The following is a 20066-nucleotide window of genomic DNA, read 5'->3' on the forward strand; positions in this document are numbered from 1 at the left end:
GCCATGCGCGCCGCCGATGCCGTGGCCGATGCCCGTGCCGCCCATGCCGACCGCCTCGCCGAGATGCGCACGCTCGCGGTGACGGTCGCGACGCGCACGGCGGCCGTGGGACGGGAAGCCGCGGCGCTCGAAGCGGCGCGGCAGGCTCTCGACGATCTCCGCCGACAGGTCCTTGCGCGCCACCCCACCCCGGCGGCGCTCTCCGACGACGCCCCCCTCGACGCCTGGCTCGATGCCGCCGAGCGCTGGGCCGGACGGCGCGAGGAGGCGCTCGAAGCGCATCGCCGCCTGAAGGAGGCCGAGACGACCCTCGCCGCCACCCGCGCCGAGGCTGCGACGGCGCGCCGCCACATCTCCGAAGCGCTCGCCGCCGTCGGCCTGAAATCCGGCGACCTCCCCCTCCCCGCCCTGGCCCAGGCCGCGGAGACGGCGCTGAAGGACGGCGGCGATCGGGCACGGGAGGTCGAGACGGCGACCGTCGCCGTAAGGGAGCGGGCGAGGGACCTCGAGGCCCGCCTGCGCCGTGCCAAAGCGGCCCGCGCGGCGATGGAGACGTGGGACGAGGCCTGGGCGGCGGCGCTCGCCGGCACGTGGTTCGCCGATCGCGGGGGCAGCACCGGCGCGGTGCGCGAAATTCTCGATCGCGTCGGCGGGCTGCCCGCCGCCGTGAAGGCCCGCGACGACGTCGCCCACCGCATCGCCGCCATGGAGGAGGACTGCGCCGGCTTCGTTGCCGAACTCGCGCGGATCCACGCGGCGCTGGACGAGCCTGCGGGCGCCGCTGACCCGCTGGCGGCGGCCGAGGCGCTCATGCGCCGCCACGAGGCAGCGCGGGTCGCGCAGCAGATGCAGCGGGATACCGCCGCGCGGCTGGAGGCTCTGCGCGCCGACCGGCAGGCGTTGCAGGCCGACATCTGGGCCCATGAGGCGGAGCGAGACGCCCGCCTCGCCTTCTTCGGCGTCGACGACCTCATGGCAGTTTCGGGCTGCCTGCAGGCCTGCGCCCGCCGCGACGACCTCGCCGGAAAGGCGGCGGACCTCGGGCAGCGGATCACCGCCGAGTTGCAGGTGCCGGGGCTCGACGAGGCGCTGGAGCGGCTCGGCCGCATCAATGCGGAGGCCCTCGCCGCCGAGGCGGGCGAACTCGACGACACCCTGGCGCAGGGAGAGGCGCGGACCCGCGACCTCTACGCCGAGCGCAGCCTCGCCGCCGAGAAGCTCCAGGCGATCGGCGGTGACGACGCCGTCGCCCGCATCGAGGCCGAGCGTCGCGTGGTCCTCCTTGAGATCGAGGATCTCGCCCTGCGCTTCCTGCGCCTGCGGGCCGGGCGCATGCTGGCGGATCACGCTCTCACCGCCTATCGCGACAGGCACCGCAGCTCGATGATGCAGCGCGCCTCCGAGGCCTTCCGCCTCATCACCCGCGAGGCCTATCTCGGCCTGACCACGCGCGCCGACAAGGACCGCGAGGTGCTGATCGCCCTGCCGCGCCAGGGCGGTTCCAAGGCGGCGCAGGACCTGTCGAAGGGGACGCGGTTCCAGCTCTATCTGGCCCTGCGTCTCGCCGGCTACGAGGAGTTCGCGGCCGTCAGGCCTGCCGTGCCCTTCATCGCCGACGACATCATGGAAACCTTCGACGAGATGCGGTCGGAGGAGGCCTTCCGGCTCTTCGGGCGGATGGCGGCCATCGGCCAGGTGATCTACTTCACCCACCACCGCCATCTCTGCGACATCGCGCTGCGCACCGTCCCCGGCGTGCGCGTCCACGACCTCGCGCCGTGACCGGGGTCGTCAGCGCGGCCCGAGCGTCGTCACCCAGATGACGCGGGCAACCTGCTGCGTCGGGTTGTCGAACATATGCGGCACGGTCGAGGGGAAGCGGAAGCTGTCGCCGGGCTCGAGCACATGGGCCTCGTGGTCGAGCCACAGCCTCAGTTTGCCCGCCAGCACATAGCCGGCCTTCTCGCCCGTGTGGCGCACGAAGTCGGTGCCCGACGAACCCCCGGGATTGAGCGTCAGCTCGTAGAACTCGATCTCGCCGGTCTCGGCCGGCGTCAGCGCCTCCTTGACCACGCCGCTGGCGGTCAGGCGCAGCAGCCGGCGGTCGTTCTTGCGCACGATGTAGCGGGCGGGCGAGACCGGCTCGTGGTCCTCGAAGAAATAGGAGATCGGCACGCCGAGGGCGATGCTGAGCAGCCTCAGCGTGCGGACGGAGGGTGTTGCCAGCGCCCGTTCGACCTGGCTGATCATGCCCGTCGACAGGCCCGTCCGCTTCGCCACCTCCTGGATCGACAGGCCGGCGCGCTGGCGCATCACGCGGATGGTCTCGCCGAGGCGCTGGTCGCCGTCGTCGGCGAGCGCCGCGCCGGGAGCCTCCGCAATGGCCGGGGCCTCAGGCACCACCGCCCCTGCCCGCCCTGCACTGCTGCGACCGCTCATGCCAAATCCTTCTCCCGTTTGCCCGGACGGCAGGGAGCCCATCCTGCCACGCGCAAATGCAGGGGTGACCTTCTTCCACGACAGGCGTGAGGCGCAGCCCGTGCCATTGACAGCTCTGTTTAGCAGTGTTGAAGTTTGGGCGCGACAATTCAAGACCATTGAACGCCGCGGAGGGGATCCGCCGGGCGCCGGATACTCTCCGGCGGACGGGCGAGCCATGCCCGGCGTCAGCCACGGGGGCGATGATGAGCGACGAGACCAACCGCGTCAAAGCAGGCCTTCCCGCCGCCGGCCCCAGCCGCCGTGTTCTCATGGTGCTGGGCGCGGGCGCCGCTGCGGGCCTCGCCGCCCCCGGCAGCCTCTTCGCCCAGGGCGCGCGTCCCTCGACGCCGCCGGACCGTCCGCGCGGCCAGATCGTCGCGGCCCTGTCGCAGGAGCCCACCGTCTTCAATCCGCTCATGCCCGGCATCGAGGTCGACCAGGCGGTCTGGTGGCAGCTCTTCTCGACGCTCTGGTACATCGACGCCGAGGGCAACTTCGTCCCCGATCTCGCCCGCGAGGTGCCGACGGTGGCCAATGGCGGTCTCTCGGCGGACGGCCTGACCTGGAAGATCAAGCTGCGAACCGGCGTCAAATGGCACGACGGCACGGCCTTCACCGCCGAGGACGTCAAGTACTCGCTGGAGCTGATCAACAACCCCAACTTCCGCGTCCGCAACCGCGTCGGCCACAGCCTCGTCAAGGACATCACCGTCGTCTCGCCCGACGAGATCCACTGGCGGATGGAGACGCCCTATTCGCCCTATCTGTCGATCCTGTCGCTGACCTTCCTGGTGCCGAAGCACGTGATGGAGAAGGCGGCCGACCCCAACACCTCGCCGATGAACAACGCACCCGTCGGCACCGGCCCGTTCCGCTGGGGCTCGCGCACGCCCGGCGACAACATCCTGCTCACCGCCAACACCGCCTATCACGGCAAGGGCCCCTACGTTGAGCGGCTGATCTTCAAGTACATTTCCGACCTGACGGTGCTCTACACCCAGTTCCGCACCGGCCAGGTGGACTACACCGGCATCCAGGGCATCCTCCCGAACTTCGTCCGGGAGGCGAAGACCCTGCGCGACCGCACCGTGGTCGTCTCCTCCACCTCCTCGGTGGAGCACATCGCGCCGAACCTCGACTTCGGGCCGCTCGCCGACAAGGCGGTGCGCGAGGCGCTCTACATGGCGATCAACAAGAAGGCGATCATCGACGCCCTCAACTACGGCCTGCCGACGCCGACCGAGACCTTCGTGCCGCAGCAAGGCTGGTCGTTCCAGCCGGGCCTGCCGGCCCATGTCTTCGATCCGGCCAAGGCCAATGCGCTCCTCGACTCTGCCGGATGGGCCCGCGGCTCCGACGGCGTGCGCGCCAAGGGCGGCGTGCGCCTCGAGTTCACGAACTCCACCACCTCGGGCAACGCCGTCCGCGAGCAGACCCAGCAGCTGCTGATGCAGGACTGGCGCGGCATCGGCGCGGCCATGCGGATCCAGAACATGCCGCCCGCCGTCATGTGGGGCGAGTTCTGGCAGCAGTCGAAGTTCAACTCGGCCCTGGTCTCGGTCAACTTCATGCTCGGCGCAGACCCGGACGTCACGCCGCGCTTCGGCTCGGGCGCCATCCCCGCCAAGGGCGGCCGCGGCTTCAACACCTACCAGTACCAGAACCCCGAGGCCGACAGCCTTCTCGCCCTCGGCGCCCGCCAGTTCGACCTCGCCGAGCGCAAGGCGAGCTACGGCAAGCTGCAGACGATCATCCGCAACGACCTCGCCATCCTGCCGCTCTATCAGGGCGTCATCGCCGAGGGCATGAAGGCCAACCTCCGCGGCTTCCGCCCCAACGCCAACACCTCCACCAACTGCTGGAACATCCGCGAATGGTACTGGGCCTGACGCGGCGGCGGGCAGGACCCGCCTGACATGGCACGCTACGTCGTCAACCGGCTCGGTCAGGCCGTGCTGCTGCTGTTCATCGTCTCGATGCTGGGCTTCGCCATCCTGCACCTCGCGCCCGGCGGGCCGCTGTCGCAGTTCGCCCTGTCGTCGCAGATGACCCAGGAGGACCTCGACCGCATCACCCGCCAGCTCGGCCTCGACCGGCCGCTGCCGGTCCAATATGCCGACTGGCTGTGGCGCATGCTGCGGGGCGACTGGGGCGTCTCCTACCGCGACGGCGAGCCCGTGCTGAAGATCATCGGCGCCCATCTCGGCGCCACCTTCGAGCTGATGGCGACCGCGACCCTCATCGCCGTGGTGCTCGGCTGCTGGATCGGCATTCTCGGGGCGATCCGCCGCTACTCGATCTTCGATCAGCTCGCCACCGTCGGCGCCATGGTGGCCCTGTCGATCCCGACCTTCTGGTTCGGCCTGATCGCCATCTACGTCTTCTCGGTCAATCTCGGCTGGCTGCCCTCGGGCAACCGCCACACGGTGGGCGAGGAGGGCTCGCTCCTCGACATGCTGCACCACCTGATCGCACCGGCCCTGGTGCTGGCGCTGGTGGAGACGGCCATGTGGGGCCGCTTCATGCGCTCCTCCATGCTGGACGTCATCAACCAGGACTACATCCGCACCGCCCGCGCCAAGGGCCTGCCCGAATGGCGCATCCTGTCCCAGCACGCCCTCCGCAATGCCCTGTTGCCGATGATCACGGTGGCGGGCCTGCAGTTTCCCACCCTCCTCGGCGGTGCGCTGGTGACGGAGACCGTCTTCACCTGGCCCGGCATGGGCCGGCTGTTCCTCGATTCCATCGGTTACCGCGACTATCCCGTGGTGATGGGCATCCTCATGTTCTCGGCCACCATGGTGCTGATCGGCTCGCTCATCGCCGACATGCTCTATGCGGTGGTCGATCCACGCATCCGGGTGGGCTGAAGCATGACCGCCGTCGTCGCCACCGACATGGTTCACCTCACGCCGGCCCGGGCCGCCTGGCAGCGCTTCCGCCGCCATCGCCTCGCCATGGCCGGCGCCGTCATCATCGCGCTGCTGGTCTTCGGCTCGGTCTTCGGGCCATTCCTGCTGCCCTTCGACGACAAGTTCATCGACATCATGCAGCGCTTCGCCCCGCCGCTGACGGGCGCCCATCTGCTCGGCACCGACGAGCTCGGCCGCGACGTGCTGGCGCGGCTGATGATGGGCGGGCGCGTGTCGCTGACCATCGGCATCATCGCCATGGTCATCGCCATGGCGGTGGGCATCGTCATCGGCACCTTCGCCGGCTTCTACGGCGGCATTTTCGGCGCCGCGCTCATGCGTTTCGTCGACGCGGTGCTCTGCTTCCCGGCCATCTTCCTGCTGCTGGCGCTGGCCGCCCTCATCGAGCCGGGGATCGTCGCCACCACCATCCTCATCTCGGTGACCGCCTGGATGAGCGTCGCCCGCATCGTCGAGGCGCAGGTCCGCGCCCTGCGCGAGCGCGACTTCACCGCGGCGGCCATCGCCTTCGGTTCGTCCAACCTGCGCATCATGTTCAAGGAGCTGGTGCCCAACGCCATGGCGGCCATCGTCGTGGCGGCGACCCTCAACGTCGCCAAGGCCATCCTGCTGGAGTCCTATGTCAGCTATCTCGGCTACGGCATCCAGCCGCCGGCCGCGAGCTGGGGCAACATGCTGAACAACGCCCAGATCTACATGACCAGCGCCCCCTGGCTCGCCATCGCGCCGGGCGTCGCCATCACGCTGGCGGTGACCAGCTTCAACTTCCTCGGCGATGGCTTGCGCGACGCGCTCGACCCCCGCCTCGACATCCACTGAACGACCGCCTTCCAGGAGCCCGTCCCATGTCACCGCCGCTTGACCGTATCCAGGGTGACGATCGCCTGCCAGAGACCGCCGACGTCGTCGTCATCGGCGGCGGCGTCATCGGCGTCTCGGCCGCCTATCACCTGGCGAAGAAGGGCCATTCCGTCGCGCTCGTCGAGAAGGGCCATGTCGGCTGCGAGCAGTCCAGCCGCAACTGGGGCTGGTGCCGCCAGCAGGGCCGCGCCCGCGCCGAGATCCCGCTGGCACGCGAGGCGCTGCGCCTGTGGGAGGAGATGCAGATCGACGCCGGCCGCGATGCCGGCTTCCGCCGCACCGGCGTGCTTTTCCTCACCAAGAATCCGGCCGAACTCGCGGCCTGGGAAAAATGGGCGGAGATCGCCCGCGAGATGCAGGTCCATTCGACCGTGCTGACCCCCGCCGAGGTGCAGGAGCGCCTGCCCGGCAATGCCGACACCTGGGTCGGCGGCCTGCACACGCCGAGCGACGGCCGCGCCGAACCCTCCATGGCCGTGCCGGCGCTCGCCACGGCCGCCCGCAAGCATGGCGTCACCATCCACCAGGGCTGCGCCGCGCGCGGCCTCGAGACGTCAGGCGGCCGGGTCGGCGGCGTCGTCACCGAGAAGGGGACGATCCGCACCTCCTCGGTCCTGCTCGCCGGCGGCGCCTGGTCCTCGCTCTTCTGCCGCCGCCACGGCATCGACCTGCCCGTCGGCCTCGTCAACGCCACCGCCTGCCGCACCACGCCGGCGCCCGAGATCACCGACGGGGCGCTCGGCACGGACTTCTTCTGCATCCGCCGCCGCCTCGACGGCGGCCTGACGCTGGCGCTCCGCGGCCGTGGCACGGTGGAGCTGACGCCCGACCTCATCCGCTACGCCCGCACCTTCCTGCCGACCTACCGCCAGCGGCGGAAGGGCCTGAAGATCTCATTCGGCAAGCCCTTCCTCGACCAGCTCCTGCGCGGCACCAACTGGCCTCTGGACCGCCCCTCGCCCTTCGAGGCCGAGCGCGTCCGCGATCCGGCCCCCGACATGACGCTGGTGGAGGAGGCCCTCGCCGCCCTCATCACCTCGAACCCGGATCTCAAGGGCATCGCCATCGCCGAGGCCTGGGGTGGCACCATCGACACCACGCCGGACACGATCCCGGTCATCTCCGCCGTCGACAAACTGCCCGGCTTCTTCCTCGCCACCGGCTTCTCCGGCCACGGCTTCGGCATCGGACCGGGCGCCGGACGGCTCGCCGCCGACGTGGTGACCGGAGACTCGCCGCTGATCGATCCGGCCGCCTATTCCTACGAGCGGCTCGTCGACGGCCGCCCGCTGGCTCCCGTCGGCCTGTTCTGAGGCAGCGATGAGCATCCTCTACAAGGCCAATCCCGTCCGCGGGGCGGAATGGGCGCGCCATTTCGCGGCTCTCGCCCCGGACGTCCCGTTCCACGTCTGGCCGGACCTGCCCGATCCCGCGAGCGTGCGCCACCTCGCGACCTGGGTGCCGCCGGATGACATCGCCGGCACCTTCCCGAACCTCGAGCTCGTCTTCTCGGTCGGCGCCGGAGTCGATCAGTTCGACTTCGCCAAGGTGCCCGCCCATGTGCCGCTGGTGCGCATGCTCGAGCCGCACATCGCCGAGAGCATGGTCGAATATGTCTCGCTGGCGGTCCTCGCGCTGCACCGCGACCTCCCCCGCTTCCTCGACCAGCAGCGGCGCGAGGTCTGGAAGGAAATCCAGATCACCGCCGCGGCCCGCCGGCGCGTCGGCGTCATGGGCCTCGGCCGCCTCGGGCAAGGCGTGCTGGAGCGGCTGAAGGTCTTCGGCTTTCCGCTCGCCGGCTGGAATCGCTCGCCCCGGCAGATCGCGGGTGTCGACTGCTACACAGGCGCCGACGCCTTGGCCGATTTCCTGGCACGCACTGACATCCTCGTCTGCCTGCTGCCGCTGACGCCCGAGACGCGCGGCATTCTCGACGCCCGCCTGTTCGCTGCGCTTCCCACCGGCGCCATGCTGGTCAATGTCGGCCGCGGCGGGCATCTGGTGCAGGACGATCTCCTCGCCGCCCTCGACGGCGGGCATCTCGCCGCCGCCATGCTCGACGTCGCCGATCCCGAGCCGCTGCCGGCCGGGCACCCCTTCTGGCAGCACGAGAAGATCATCCTCACCCCGCACATCGCCAGCATGACCCATCCCGAGACCGCGGTGCGCTTCGTGCTCGACACCATCGCCCGCCACCGCCGCGGCGAGCCTCTCCCGGGCCTCGTCGACCGCAGCCGCGGTTACTGACCGCTAGGCCGTGGAGCCCGGCTCGCGCCTCACCCGCCGCAACAGGTAAAGCCCGTAGAGGGCGTTGGGCAGCACGAAGAGCACGGGAAGGGCGACGCTTGCCCAGGACGGCGCGGGAACTGCGGCACTGTTCGCGCTCGACACCGCCGCAGCCACGGCGAAGGTGCTGAAATCCCAGGCTGCATGATAGGCCATCGCGACCAGGATCGATCCGGTCCGCAGCATGATCGCCATCAGCGCCACGCCGGACAGCGCCGCCGCGCAGGCCTGTACGATGGCGGATCCCCAGTCCCCCGTGCCGAAGCCGTTCAGAATGTGGACGCTCCCGAACAGCGCCGTGGTTGCGCCGATGGCCGGCCAGACCGGCAGCCGGGCAACAAGCGCCCGGAAGAGAATGCCGCGGAACATCAGTTCCTCCGAAATCCCGACCAGCAGCGTATTCAGGCCGATGAAGACGAGGGTCTGGCGCGACGGCAGACCCATCAGCACCGCAACCCCCAGGAGCAGCGCGAGATAGAGCAGCGGAAACCACAGGAGGTGCAGCGTGGCCGGCCGCGGCGGACCTGCCGCCACGTCCCGCCAGCCGAAGACCAGGCAGGCTCCGACCGCCACCGCGGCCGCAGCGAGAATGTTCAGAGCGACGCTGTGCCGGACGAGGTCGAGCAGCGACACGCCCGTGCCGTAGATCACCCGGCCGCCGAACACGGTGACAACGAGCCAGAGGCCGAAGACGGCGAAGGCGAAGGACAGGCGGCGCGGATCGTTCATGGTAGCATGATGCCGAAAACGGGACCTTCGGACAACCGCCAGGGACTGCCTCCCGCTTCATCAAGTCACCCACTGGTTACATACTTGATTGACGCGTTGGGGATGCTGCCGTTATCGTCTGCGGCCAAGAGGCACCGCGGATGTGCCCCGCATGCTCAGGAGGACATCGTGATCACCAGGAGGCTGGCGCTCGCCGCCCTTTGCGCAACCGTCGCCGTGGCCCCCGCGGCCGCCCAGACCTTCCCCTCGCGCCCCATCACCATGGTGGTGCCCTTCGCCCCCGGCGGGCCGACCGACATCGTCGCCCGCCTCGTCGCCGAGCGCATGTCGGCGACGCTCGGCCAGCAGGTGGTGGTGGAGAACGTGGCGGGAGCCGCCGGCACCACCGGCGCGGCGCGCGTCTCGCGGGCGGAGCCCGACGGCCACACCATCTTGATGGGCCCGATGAGCACGATGAGCTTCTCGCCGGCGCTCTATCCGAACCTCGCCTTCAACCCGCTGACCGATTTCGAGCCCGTGGGGATCGCCGCCTCGGCGCCGATCATGCTGGTCTCGGCCAAGAAGCTGCCGACGACGACGCTGGCCGAATTTTCCGCCCACATGAAGGCCAATGCCGCGACGGTGAACAACGGCAATGCCGGCGTCGGCTCGACCTCCCACCTGGCCTGCACCCTGCTCAACCAGAAGCTCGGGGTATCGCCCACCCTCGTGCCCTATCGCGGCACGGGCCCGGCCATCCAGGATCTCGTCGCCGGCAATGTCGGTTATATCTGCGACCAGGTGACGAGCCTGATGAGCCAGGTGCAGGGCGGCACGATCACCCCGCTCGCCGTGCTCGCCCCCACCCGCTCGCCGGTGCTGCCCAATGTGCCGACGGCTACGGAAGCCGGCATGAGCGGCGTCGACATGGTGGTGTGGAACGCCGTCTTCGCGCCCAAGGGCACGCCGGCCCCGATCGTCGCCGCCCTCAACGCCGCGCTGCGCAAGGCTATCGACGACCCGACGGCCCGGGAGCGCTTCCTCCAGCTCGGCGCCGAGGCGCCGGTGGAAGCCCAGCGCACGCCGGAAGCGCTGCGCGCCGTCCATACGGCCGACGTCAAGAAGTGGGGCGACGTCATCCGCGAGGCGAATATCCGCATCCAGTGAGACGGGGACGCCCGGCCCTCGAGCAGGGCGCCCATTCCGCCGGAGCCGCGCATGCGCCTGTCCCTCTGCAACGAAGTGCTCCAGCCCCTCGACCTCGCCCGGCAATGCGCCTTCGCGAAGGCTGTCGGCTATGACGGGCTGGAGATCGCCCCGTTCACGCTCTCCGAGGAGCCGCATCGCCTCGGCCCCGCCGGGGTCGCGGCGATGCGCCGGACGGTGGAGGACCACGGCCTCGTCGTCACCGGCCTGCACTGGCTGCTGGTGACGCCTCAGGGCCTCTCCATCACCAGTCCCGATGCAGCGGTGCGCACCCGCACCCGGGATGTGATCCGCGGCCTCCTCGACCTCGCCGAGGGGCTCGGCGCCCGCGTCATGGTCCACGGATCGCCGGCGCAGCGGCGGCCGGCGGACGGCCAGTCCCAGGCCGATGCCTGGGCACGGGCGCGCGATCTCTTCGCCGGACTGGCGCCGGACGTCGCCGCCCGCGGCCTCACCTATTGCATCGAGCCCCTCGCCCCGCCCGACAACGTCTTCATCCAGACCGTCGCCGAGGCGGCGCGCATGGTCCAGGAGATCGCCCACCCCGCCTTCCGCACCATGATCGACACCTCCGCCGCCTCGGCCCACGAGGCCGATCCCGTTGCCGACCTCGTGCGGCGCTGGGTGCCGACGGGGGTCGTCGGCCATGTCCAGTTCAACGATGCCAACCGTCGCGGCCCCGGCGAGGGCAAGGACCGCTTCGCCGGCGTGCTGAGGGCGCTGCGCGAGACCGGCTACGGCGGCGACATCGCCATCGAGCCCTTCATCTACCAGCCGGACGGACCGGCCTGCGCCGCCCGCGCCGCCGGCTATGTGCGCGGCCTCCTGGAGGCCCTGGACGACGCGCCGTGACCGGACCGGCACACCGTGACAGTGTCCGGCGGGAGCCGAATCGGGCAAGGAATCTCGGATGCCCGACGGCAAGAGCGTGACGGACGAGACCAGCGTGGCGAAGCCCGTGCGAAAGCGCGACAGCGCCGGGACGCGCGCGCGCATCCTCAACGTCGCCACCCGTGAATTCGCCAACCGGGGCTACGAGGGGGCGAAGACCGACGACATCGCCGACCGTGCGCGCATCAACAAGCGCATGATCTACCACTACTTCTCCTCGAAGGAGCTGCTGTACCTGGCCGTGCTGGAGGCCGCCTACGAGCGCGCCCGCTCCGCCGAGCAGAAGCTGGAGCTGGACCAGCTCGCCCCGGTCGACGCGCTCACCCGCTTCACCGAATTCACCTTCGACAGCTTCGTGCGCGACCGAACCTTCATCAACCTGCTCGCCACCGAGAACCGCCAGCGCGCCAAGGTGCTGAAGAAGTCAGGCCAGGTGAACCGCATGAACTCGCCGGTCATCGACGCCATCGGCCGCATCGTCGCCCGCGGCCATGCCGACGGGTCCATCCGCGCCGGGCTCGACGCCCGCCAGCTGTGGATCACCATCATCGGCATCTGCTACTTCTTCTTCTCCAACATCTACACGCTGTCGGTCATCTTCGACGCCGACATGGAGGACCCCGCCTCCATCGCCGCGCGGCGGACGCACGTGGTGGAATTCGTCCTCCGAGGCGTAAGGGCCTAGCCAGCGGACGATGTCCGCGCGGCCCGTCTCAGCGGCCATGCCCGTCATCCCCGGCCGAGCGAAGCGAGGGGAAGGGGATCCCGGCTTGCCAACCGCGCGGAGAGTCCAGGACTGGACCCCCTTCCCTCTCCCTTCGGGCTCGCAGGGGGTGACGTCCGGAGGCACGATCCGGGGTTGCCCTCACACCACGCTCCGATGCCTCTCGATGCAGGTCGCCAGCACCTCGTCCATCGGACGCTGCCACCAGTCGAGTTCGGAGAAGATCTCGACCTCGGAGAAGCCGGCAAACCCCTCCGCCTCCACCGCCGCCCGGATTGTCTTCAGCTCGATGACACCGTCACCCATCATGCCGCGGTCGGTGAGGAGGTCGCGGGTCGGCACCAGCCAGTCGCAGACGTGATAGGCGAGGAGACGATCGCGCCCCGCCCTCCTGATGTCCCGATCGAGGTTCGGGTCCCACCAGATGTGATAGACGTCCGCCGCGACGCCGAGCGCCCCGGTCCGGCCGGGGTCGAGCCGGTCGCAGATGTCGAGCGCCTGTTCCAGCGTGTTCACGCAGGCCCGGTCCGCCGCGTACATCGGATGCAGCGGCTCGATGGCGAGCGGCATCCGCGCCGCGCGGGCATAGTCGAGTAGCTCGCCGATTCCGTCCTCCACCTGCGCCCGCGCCGCGCCGAGGTCGTGCGAGACGGCCGAGCCGGGGCGGGAATAGTGCGGCAGCCCCCCGACCACCAGCACCAGGCAGACGGCCCCGAGCGCCGCGGCCTCGTCGACGGCGCGGCGGTTGTCGTCCCGCGCCTCCTGCCTCTTCGACGCATCGGACGGGAACATGCCGCCGCGGCAATAGCCCGAGAGCTTCATGCCATGGGTCTTGACCGCGGCTACGGCAGCGTCGAGGCCGACCGTCGCCACCTGGTCGCGCCAGGGCGAGATGGCCTGGATGCCATGGCGGGCGCAGGCCTCGATGATGGCGAGGAGATCGCCCTGCTTCCTCACCGTCGCGGTGTTGATGGAGAGGAGAGAATGGTCGGTGGAGAAATCGCGCATCGGAGAGCTCGCGGATCAGGCCGCGTCCTCATCGCGTCATGCCGGGGCTGGTCCCGGGCATCCACGACTTGAACACGGCAGCACGGGAATTCGTGGATGCCCGGGACGAGCCCGGGCATGACGGGGAGGTCGGAGCCCGCCGGCCCCTCAAACCACTCCGCGGGTCGCCATCACCGCCGCCATCCGCGCCGCGGCCATGTCGGGGTCGCGGAAGATCCCGGCCTGATCGGCGAGGCGGAAGAGTTCGGCGAGGTGCTGGGTGGAGCGTGTGCTCTCCTGGCCGCCCACCATGGTGAAATGGTCCTGGTGGCCGTTGAGATAGGCGACGAAGACGACGCCCGTCTTGTAGAACCGGGTGGGCGCCTTGAAGATGTGCCGCGACAGCGGAACGGTCGGCGCGAAGATGTCGTGGAAGGTGGCGGCGTCGCCGTCGGCCAGCGCCGAGAGCGCCCCGGCCGCAGCCGGGGCTATGGCGTCGAAGATGCCGAGCAGCGCGTGGGAGAAGCCCTGCTCGTCGCCGGCGATGAGCTCCGCATAGTTGAAGTCGTCGCCGGTATACATCTTGACGCCGGGCGCCAGTCGCCGCCGCATGGCGATCTCCTTGTCCTTGTCGAGGAGGGAGATCTTCACGCCGTCCACCTTGGCGGCATTGCGATTGATGACGTCGACCGCCGTGTCCATGGCGGCGTCGAGATCGGGCGTGCCCCAGTAGCCGGCGAGCGCCGGGTCGAACATGTCGCCGAGCCAGTGGATGATGACCGGTTGGGCCGATTGCGACAGGATGCGGTCATAAACGCGGCCGTAGTCGTCGGGCGTCCTCGCCACCCGGGCGAGCGCCCGCGAGGCCATCAGGATGATGCGTCCGCCAAGGGCCTCGATGGCCTCGAACTGCATCTCATAGGCGCCGATGACGTCGTCCACCGAGCGCGCTTGGGCGGGGTCGAGATGGTCCGTGCCGGCGCCCGAGAAGACAACCGCGCCCGGCGTCGCCTTCGCCTGCCGCACCGAGCGGCCGATGAGATCGAGCGCGCCGGCCCAGTCGAGGCCCATGCCGCGCTGGGCGGTGTCCATGGCTTCCGCCACCCCGAGGCCGAGGCCCCAGAGATAGTCGCGATAGGCCATGGTGCGGTCCCAGTCGATGGCGTTGGTCAGCCAGGGATCGTTGTCGGCGAAGGGGTCGGCGACCATGTGGGTCGCCGCCAGCGCCACGCGGTTCAGCGGCCGCGTGATCTTCTCCGGGAAGGCCTTCGGCACCGAGAGCCGGTAGGTCTCGATCCCGCCACCGGCGGTCGGCAGCCGCACGCTGGCGGCGGTCTTCGGCTTGTCGAGCATGGTCGCCTCTCCCTCACACCGTCAGCTTCGGAACGTCGATCCAGCGGCGCTCCTTCCAGCTCTGCAGAGCGCATTCCACCAGCTGCACGCCCTTGGCGCCTTCCATCAGCGTGTAGGAATAGGGCGCGTCCTCGACCACGTGGCGGATGAACATCTCCCACTGGGTCTTGAAGCCGTTGTCGTAGATCTGGTTGTCCGGCATCTTCTGCCAGGTCGAGCGGAAGTCGATCGTCTGCTTCTGGTCCGGGTTCCAGACGGGGCGCGGCGTCGCGTTGCGCGGCTGGATCATGCAGTCGTGCAGGCCCGCCACCGCCGAACCCAGCGTGCCGTCGACATTGAAAGTGACGAGGTCGTCGCGATAGACGCGCGTCACCCAGCTCATGTTCATGTGGGCGATGACACCGCCCTCGAGCTGGAAGGTCGCGTAGGCCGCGTCGTCGGCCGTCGCCTTGTAGGGCTTGCCGTTCTCGTCCCAGCGCTCGGGGATATGGGTGGCGCCGAGGCACGAGACCGACTGCACCTGCCCGAACAGGTTGTCGAGCACGTAGCGCCAGTGGCAGACCATGTCGAGGATCATGCCGCCGCCGTCCTCGTTGCGGTAGTTCCACGAGGGCCGCTGCGCCGCCTGCCAGTCGCCCTCGAAGACCCAGTAGCCGAACTCGCCGCGCACCGAGAGCATCTTGCCGAAGAAGCCGCTGTCGCGCAGCGACTTCAGCTTCATCAGGCCCGGCAGGAACAGCTTGTCCTGCACCGTGCCGTTCTTGACGCCCTTGTCGCGGGCGAGCTTCACGATGCGCAGCGCCTCCGGCAGGTTGGTCGAGATCGGCTTCTCGCAATAGATGTGCTTGCCGGCATTGATCGCCTGTTCCAGCAGGGTCGGGCGCATCTGCGTCGTCGCCGCGTCGAAGAAGATCTGGTTCTTCGGATCGGCGATGGCGGCGTCGAGGTCCGTGGACCAGCGCTCCACGCCGTTCGCCTTGGCGAGCTGCGCCACCTTGTCGGCGTTGCGGCCGATGAGGATGGGGTCGAGCTGCACGCGCGTGCCGTCGGAGAGCAGCACGCCGCCCTGGGCGCGGATGGCGGCGACGGAGCGCACCAGATGCTGGTTGGTGCCCATGCGGCCGGTCACGCCGTGCATCACGACGCCGAGGGTCCTGGTCATGCGGATTGTCCTTGTAAGGTGACGGTTGTGAGGGGAGCGAGCGAGGCGAGATCCGGCGTCGCGCCGGAGGCGAAGCCGGAACCCGCCAGCGAGGAGAGGTCGAGCCGGCCGGAGGCGACAGCCAGCCGGACGCGATCGCTGCCGGCGTAGAGACCGGGATGGGCGGCACGGAAGGCCTCCGCCTCCGCCTCGGGCGCGGGGCCGAAGCCGTCGACATAGTGGTGGCCGTTGCGCTCGACGTGCGTCAGGCCGAGGGCGGCGACGAAGGCGGTGTCCTGCTGCACGGCGAGGCCCGGCTGGCAGGTGAGGTCCTCGGCGGAGACGAGATGGCGCGGCGCGCCCGCCTCTTGGTTCCACACGGCCGCCCGCGCGGCGTTCAGCAGCGCCTTGTAGAAGCCCTTGCAGCACTTCGACGAGACGCCGCTGTAGCCAAGCGCCCGCGCTCGCGAGAAGGCGTCGTAGGCGTCGTCCGCCTCGTCGATGATGACGCCGCGGGCTGCCACCGCGGAGTCCAGCTGCTGCTCGAAGGTGACGCGCCGGTCGAAGGGCTGCTCGACGAAGAGGAGCCGCGACATCAGGCCGGCGAGGCGCGGCTCGGCCGCGGTCCGGGCGAAGAGGTCGGCGAGCGCGTCCGGGACATATTGCTCGTTGGCGTCCACGGTCACGCGGTAGTCGATGTCGCGGCTGTCGAGCAGCGCCGCGATGTCCGCGAGGCGCCGGCAATCGGCCTCGGGATCACCGCCGAGCTTGATCTTGAAGAAGCGGAGATCGGCGGCGTCCAGTTCACCAGCGAGGCTGTCCGGGCCCTCGATCCTGTCCATCATGCCGACCGTGTGGCGGACGGCGATGCTCCGGCCGGGGGAGAGCGCCGCGAGCCGCGCCTCGACGGCGGCCTGCTGGAGATCGGGCGTCAGGCGCGTGTCGATGCCGACAGCATTGCCGGCCAGGACCTTGACGAAGGACAGGCCCAGCGCCTTCGATAGCCCGTCCAGCACGGCCTTGTCGACCTGCGACACCCCGAACGAGGCTGAGAGCGGCGTCACGTCGACTGCGCGGGCCCAGGCCGACTGCCGGCCGTGCAGTTCGGCGTGCAGCCCGAAGGCCGTGTCCGCACGCCCGAGCGCATTCGCCTGCGTCACGGCCTCCGCGAGGCTCGCCGCCAGATCGGCCACGGTCTCGTCGGGCGTCCGGTCCGGCCGCTTGTCGAACCATTTCGGCGGCATCAGCTCGGCGGTCATGCCGGTGGCGCGCCCATGGCCGGCGACCTCCATGTCCACCGCCACGAACGCCTGGTACGCCCCCTCCACCGTCACCGCACCGAAGCGGAACGGCCGCATGAAGGGCGTCCAGCGCAGATAGGCGCGCGCTTCATCGAGGCGGATCGCCGGGGCGCTCATCCGCGCCGCGGTCCCGTCGTCAGCCGTGTCATCGGCGTCGTCCTCCCGGCGGCTCTCACCGGAGCCTTAATTCACTCACTGGTTACTTACAAACGACGGTGCGCCGAAGTCAAGTCGGCACGGGACGCGCCACCCGACCGGTCGGCTTAGCCGAGCCTTAACCCTGCGCCGCGGCAGCCCGCCGGCGAGAGTGTTCCTTAAGGTGTGCCGGCTAGCTCTTGGGAAACTCACAGGTGCTTTCCCCCGATGTACCGTGTCCTGACCTGTCTCGCCGTCGAGCACAATTGGTGGCTCGTCGGACTGGCCGCCCTCGTCTGCCTCGTCTCCAGCTATGCCGTGATCGACATCGGGCGCCTCGCGCACGGTGCGCAGGGCCGCGGCCGCCTCGGCTGGATCGCCGCCGCCGGCGGCACGGCCGGCTTCGGCGTCTGGGCGACCCATTTCATCGCCATGCTCGCGTACGATCCCGGCGTCGTCATCGGCTACGACACCGCCCTGACGGTCGCCTCCCTCGCCGTCGCCGTGGTCATCACGGCTGCCGGCATGGGCGTGGCGCTGACCGTCCCCGGACGGGCAGGCTCGGCCTGTGGCGGCATCGTCTTCGGTCTCGGCATCGCCACCATGCACTACCTGGGCATGGCCTCGGTCCAGATCCCAGGCCGCATCGAGTGGTCCGCCGACCTCGTGGTCGTGTCGGTGGTCTTCGGCGCAGGCCTGTCGGCCCTCGCCTTCCTGACGGCGCGACGTCGCGACCGCATCGGCCATTGGCGTGGCGCCGCGCTGCTCGCCGTCGCGGTCTGCTCCCTGCACTTCACCGGAATGGGCGCCATCACGGTCAGTGCCGATCCGGCCCAACCCGTCTCGGCCGCCACCATGCCGCCGGAATCCCTCGCCATGGCGGTCGGGCTCTGCGCCATGCTGGTCCTGGGCTTCGCCCTGTTCACGGCGGTCATGTCGCGCCGCAGCCGCGCGGCTCAGGCCGAGCAGGAGCGACAGTTCCGCATCCTCGTCGAGGGCGTCACCGACTACGCGCTCTACATGCTCGCGCCGGACGGGACCGTCGCCAACTGGAACGAGGGCGCCCGTCGCGCCAAGGGCTATACCGCCGGCGAGATCGTCGGCCGCCACTTCTCCTGCTTTTACCCCGAGGCCGACCGCGCGGCCGGCCTTCCCGAGGCGGCCCTCGCCACGGCGCGGTCGGAGGGGCGGTTCGAGCAGGAGGGCTGGCGCCTGCGCAAGGACGGCTCGCAGTTCTGGGCCCATGTCGTCATCGACGCCATCCATGGCGAGGACGGGGCGCTCGTCGGCTTCGCCAAGATCACCCGCGACATCACCGAACGCAAAACATGGGAGGACGACCTGCGCGAGAGCTCGCGGCGGCTCGACCTCGCCCTCTCCAACATGTCGCAGGGCCTCTGCCTCTTCGACGCCGACGGGCGCCTGATCCTGCGCAACCGGCGCCTCGCCACCATCTTCACCTGGGTGGATGCGCCTTGCGTCACCGGCCAGTCCTTCCACGACATCTGCCGTCTCGTCTGCCCCGACGACGCCACGGCCTCCGAGATGGCCGGGCGCCACCTCGCCATCATCCGCCGCGGTGAGCCCGAGACGATCACCGAACAGTTCGGCGAGGGGCGGATCATCTCGCTGTCCCACTGGCCGATCGGCGACGGGTCCTGGGTCACCACCTGCGAGGACGTGACGGAACGGCGTCGCTCCGAGGCGCGCATCGCCCACATGGCCCGGCACGACGGCCTGACGGGGCTGCCGAACCGCCTCAGCTTCAACGCCGCTCTCGACGGCGCCCTGGCGGACGCCCAGGGCACCGGCAAGCTGGCGGTGCTCGGCATCGACCTCGACAAGTTCAAGGAGGTCAACGACCTCAGGGGTCATGCGGTGGGCGACAAGGTGCTCCAGACGCTCGCTTCGCGGCTCGCGGCATGCCTGCGCCCGGGCGAGATGGTGGCCCGCTTCGGCGGCGACGAATTCGCCGCCTTCAAGCGCTTCCAGCGCCAGGAGGACCTCGCCGACTTCACCCAGCGCCTGGAGAACGCCCTGACGGCGACCGTCGTGGTCGACGAGGCCGCGATCGCCTCATCCGCCAGCATCGGCATCGCCATCTATCCGGACGACGCGACGGGCCGCGACCAGCTCGTCAACAACGCCGACCTCGCCATGTATCGCGCCAAGGGGACCATCGGCCAGACCGTCGCCTATTACGAGGCGCGGATGGACGAGCAGGTGCGCCAGCGCCGCGCCCTCACCAAGGAACTGTGGGCTGCCATCGCGGACGAGCAGTTCAGGCTGAATTACCAGGTGCAGAAGGCAGTCGCGACCGGCGAGGTCACGGGCTACGAGGCGCTGCTGCGCTGGTGGAGCCCCGAGCGGGGCAACGTCCCCCCGGCCGAATTCATCCCGGTTGCGGAAAGCTGCGGGGCCATCGTGCCGCTCGGCGAATGGGTGCTGCGCACGGCCTGCCGGGAGGCCGCCGGCTGGCATCCGGCCTGCAAGATCGCCGTCAACCTCTCGCCGCTTCAGCTCGGCCAGCCCGACTTCGTCACGCGTCTCGCCGCCATCCTCGCGGAGACCGGCCTGGCGCCGCAACGGCTGGAGCTGGAGATCACGGAATCGACCATCATCGCCGACAAGGAGCGGGCGCTCGCCACGCTGCGGGACATCAAGGCGCTGGGCGTCACCGTCGCCATCGACGATTTCGGGACCGGTTATTCCTCGCTCGAGACCCTGCGCGCCTTCCCCTTCGACAAGATCAAGCTCGACCGGTCCTTCATGACCGAGGTGGAGACGAGCCCCCAGGCCAAGGCCATCGTGCGGGCCATCCTGGCGCTCGGCCGGAGCCTCGACGTGCCCGTCCTCGCCGAAGGGGTGGAAACCCCGGACCAGCTCGATCTGCTCGCCCGCGAGGGCTGCGACGAGGCCCAGGGCTACCTGCTCGGCCGGCCGCAGCCGATCGGCGCCATCGCCGGATTGCGGATCGAAGTCGCCGCGCCGCCGCTGGCGCCGGATGTGCGCAGCTCGCTCGCCCCACAGCAGCTGGAGCCCGCCGCCGGGGGCTGAGG

At 70.0% G+C, this 20066-nt stretch carries 16 protein-coding genes; 10 read left to right on the forward strand and 6 right to left on the reverse strand.

Annotation, left to right across the window (positions count from 1 at the left end; genetic code table 11):
* Positions 1 to 1782: ATP-binding protein (locus ACT6XY_RS12840; RefSeq protein WP_444748714.1), on the forward strand; the 1782-nt coding region annotated here is incomplete at its 5' end.
* A 9-nt stretch (positions 1783 to 1791) separates the two neighbouring features.
* Here ACT6XY_RS12840 and ACT6XY_RS12845 read toward each other — a convergent pair.
* Positions 1792 to 2439, reverse strand: a complete 648-nt coding sequence (locus ACT6XY_RS12845; RefSeq protein ID WP_444748715.1) for a cupin domain-containing protein — start codon at positions 2437 to 2439, stop codon at positions 1792 to 1794.
* A gap of 245 nt (positions 2440 to 2684) precedes the next feature.
* Here ACT6XY_RS12845 and ACT6XY_RS12850 point away from each other — a divergent pair, with 245 nt between their 5' ends.
* From ACT6XY_RS12850 to ACT6XY_RS12870, 5 genes are read left to right on the forward strand one after another with little or no spacing between them, the layout of a single operon-like run.
* Entirely contained in the window at positions 2685 to 4370 is a 1686-nt protein-coding gene (locus tag ACT6XY_RS12850) for a peptide ABC transporter substrate-binding protein (protein WP_444748716.1), read from the forward strand.
* A gap of 27 nt (positions 4371 to 4397) precedes the next feature.
* The gene (locus tag ACT6XY_RS12855; RefSeq protein WP_444748717.1) at positions 4398 to 5351 is read left to right on the forward strand and encodes an ABC transporter permease; all 954 of its coding nucleotides are present in this window, start codon (positions 4398 to 4400) and stop codon (positions 5349 to 5351) included.
* A gap of 3 nt (positions 5352 to 5354) precedes the next feature.
* Positions 5355 to 6233, forward strand: coding sequence for an ABC transporter permease (locus ACT6XY_RS12860; RefSeq protein WP_444748718.1), 879 nt, complete (start codon positions 5355 to 5357; stop codon positions 6231 to 6233).
* 26 nt (positions 6234 to 6259) lie between these two features.
* Positions 6260 to 7588, forward strand: a complete 1329-nt coding sequence (locus ACT6XY_RS12865; protein WP_444748719.1) for an NAD(P)/FAD-dependent oxidoreductase — start codon at positions 6260 to 6262, stop codon at positions 7586 to 7588.
* A gap of 7 nt (positions 7589 to 7595) precedes the next feature.
* Positions 7596 to 8522, forward strand: a complete 927-nt coding sequence (locus ACT6XY_RS12870) for a 2-hydroxyacid dehydrogenase (protein WP_444748720.1) — start codon at positions 7596 to 7598, stop codon at positions 8520 to 8522.
* Positions 8523 to 8525: 3 nt separating this feature from the next.
* Here the strand turns inward: ACT6XY_RS12870 and ACT6XY_RS12875 are convergent, their stop codons facing one another.
* Positions 8526 to 9290 (reverse strand): lysostaphin resistance A-like protein, encoded by a 765-nt coding sequence (locus tag ACT6XY_RS12875; RefSeq protein WP_444748721.1) that lies wholly within the window; start codon positions 9288 to 9290, stop codon positions 8526 to 8528.
* Between the two features lie 168 nt (positions 9291 to 9458).
* Between ACT6XY_RS12875 and ACT6XY_RS12880 the strand changes: the two genes are divergently transcribed.
* Genes ACT6XY_RS12880 through ACT6XY_RS12890 form a run of 3 tightly spaced genes read left to right on the forward strand, consistent with a single transcriptional unit; the run spans position 9459 to position 12051 of the window.
* Positions 9459 to 10436, forward strand: coding sequence for a tripartite tricarboxylate transporter substrate-binding protein (locus tag ACT6XY_RS12880; protein WP_444748722.1), 978 nt, complete (start codon positions 9459 to 9461; stop codon positions 10434 to 10436).
* A gap of 51 nt (positions 10437 to 10487) precedes the next feature.
* On the forward strand, positions 10488 to 11327 hold the full coding sequence (locus ACT6XY_RS12885) for a sugar phosphate isomerase/epimerase family protein (RefSeq protein WP_444748723.1): 840 nt from the start codon (positions 10488 to 10490) through the stop codon (positions 11325 to 11327).
* A gap of 58 nt (positions 11328 to 11385) precedes the next feature.
* Positions 11386 to 12051, forward strand: coding sequence for a TetR/AcrR family transcriptional regulator (locus tag ACT6XY_RS12890; RefSeq protein ID WP_444748724.1), 666 nt, complete (start codon positions 11386 to 11388; stop codon positions 12049 to 12051).
* A gap of 180 nt (positions 12052 to 12231) precedes the next feature.
* On the opposite strand, the gene ACT6XY_RS12895 is transcribed toward ACT6XY_RS12890, so the two are convergent.
* From ACT6XY_RS12895 to ACT6XY_RS12910, 4 genes are all read right to left on the reverse strand, one after another.
* A complete protein-coding gene (locus ACT6XY_RS12895; RefSeq protein WP_444748725.1) occupies positions 12232 to 13098 on the reverse strand; it encodes a sugar phosphate isomerase/epimerase family protein in 867 nt (288 codons plus the stop codon).
* Positions 13099 to 13245: 147 nt separating this feature from the next.
* Complete coding sequence (locus ACT6XY_RS12900) at positions 13246 to 14430, reverse strand: dihydrodipicolinate synthase family protein (RefSeq protein WP_444748726.1); 1185 nt, start codon at positions 14428 to 14430, stop codon at positions 13246 to 13248.
* 13 nt (positions 14431 to 14443) lie between these two features.
* On the reverse strand, positions 14444 to 15592 hold the full coding sequence (locus ACT6XY_RS12905; RefSeq protein WP_444748727.1) for a Gfo/Idh/MocA family protein: 1149 nt from the start codon (positions 15590 to 15592) through the stop codon (positions 14444 to 14446).
* On the reverse strand, positions 15589 to 16989 hold the full coding sequence (locus ACT6XY_RS12910; RefSeq protein ID WP_444748728.1) for an enolase: 1401 nt from the start codon (positions 16987 to 16989) through the stop codon (positions 15589 to 15591). The genes ACT6XY_RS12905 and ACT6XY_RS12910 overlap by 4 nt, the downstream gene beginning before the upstream one ends.
* 246 nt (positions 16990 to 17235) lie before the next feature.
* On the opposite strand from ACT6XY_RS12910, the gene ACT6XY_RS12915 reads away from it, so the two are divergent.
* Positions 17236 to 20064, forward strand: coding sequence for a bifunctional diguanylate cyclase/phosphodiesterase (locus ACT6XY_RS12915; protein WP_444748729.1), 2829 nt, complete (start codon positions 17236 to 17238; stop codon positions 20062 to 20064).
* The last annotated feature ends 2 nt before the right edge of the window (positions 20065 to 20066 follow it).

It is taken from the genome of Phreatobacter sp., assembly GCF_052440005.1.
Classification (GTDB): domain Bacteria; phylum Pseudomonadota; class Alphaproteobacteria; order Rhizobiales; family Phreatobacteraceae; genus Phreatobacter.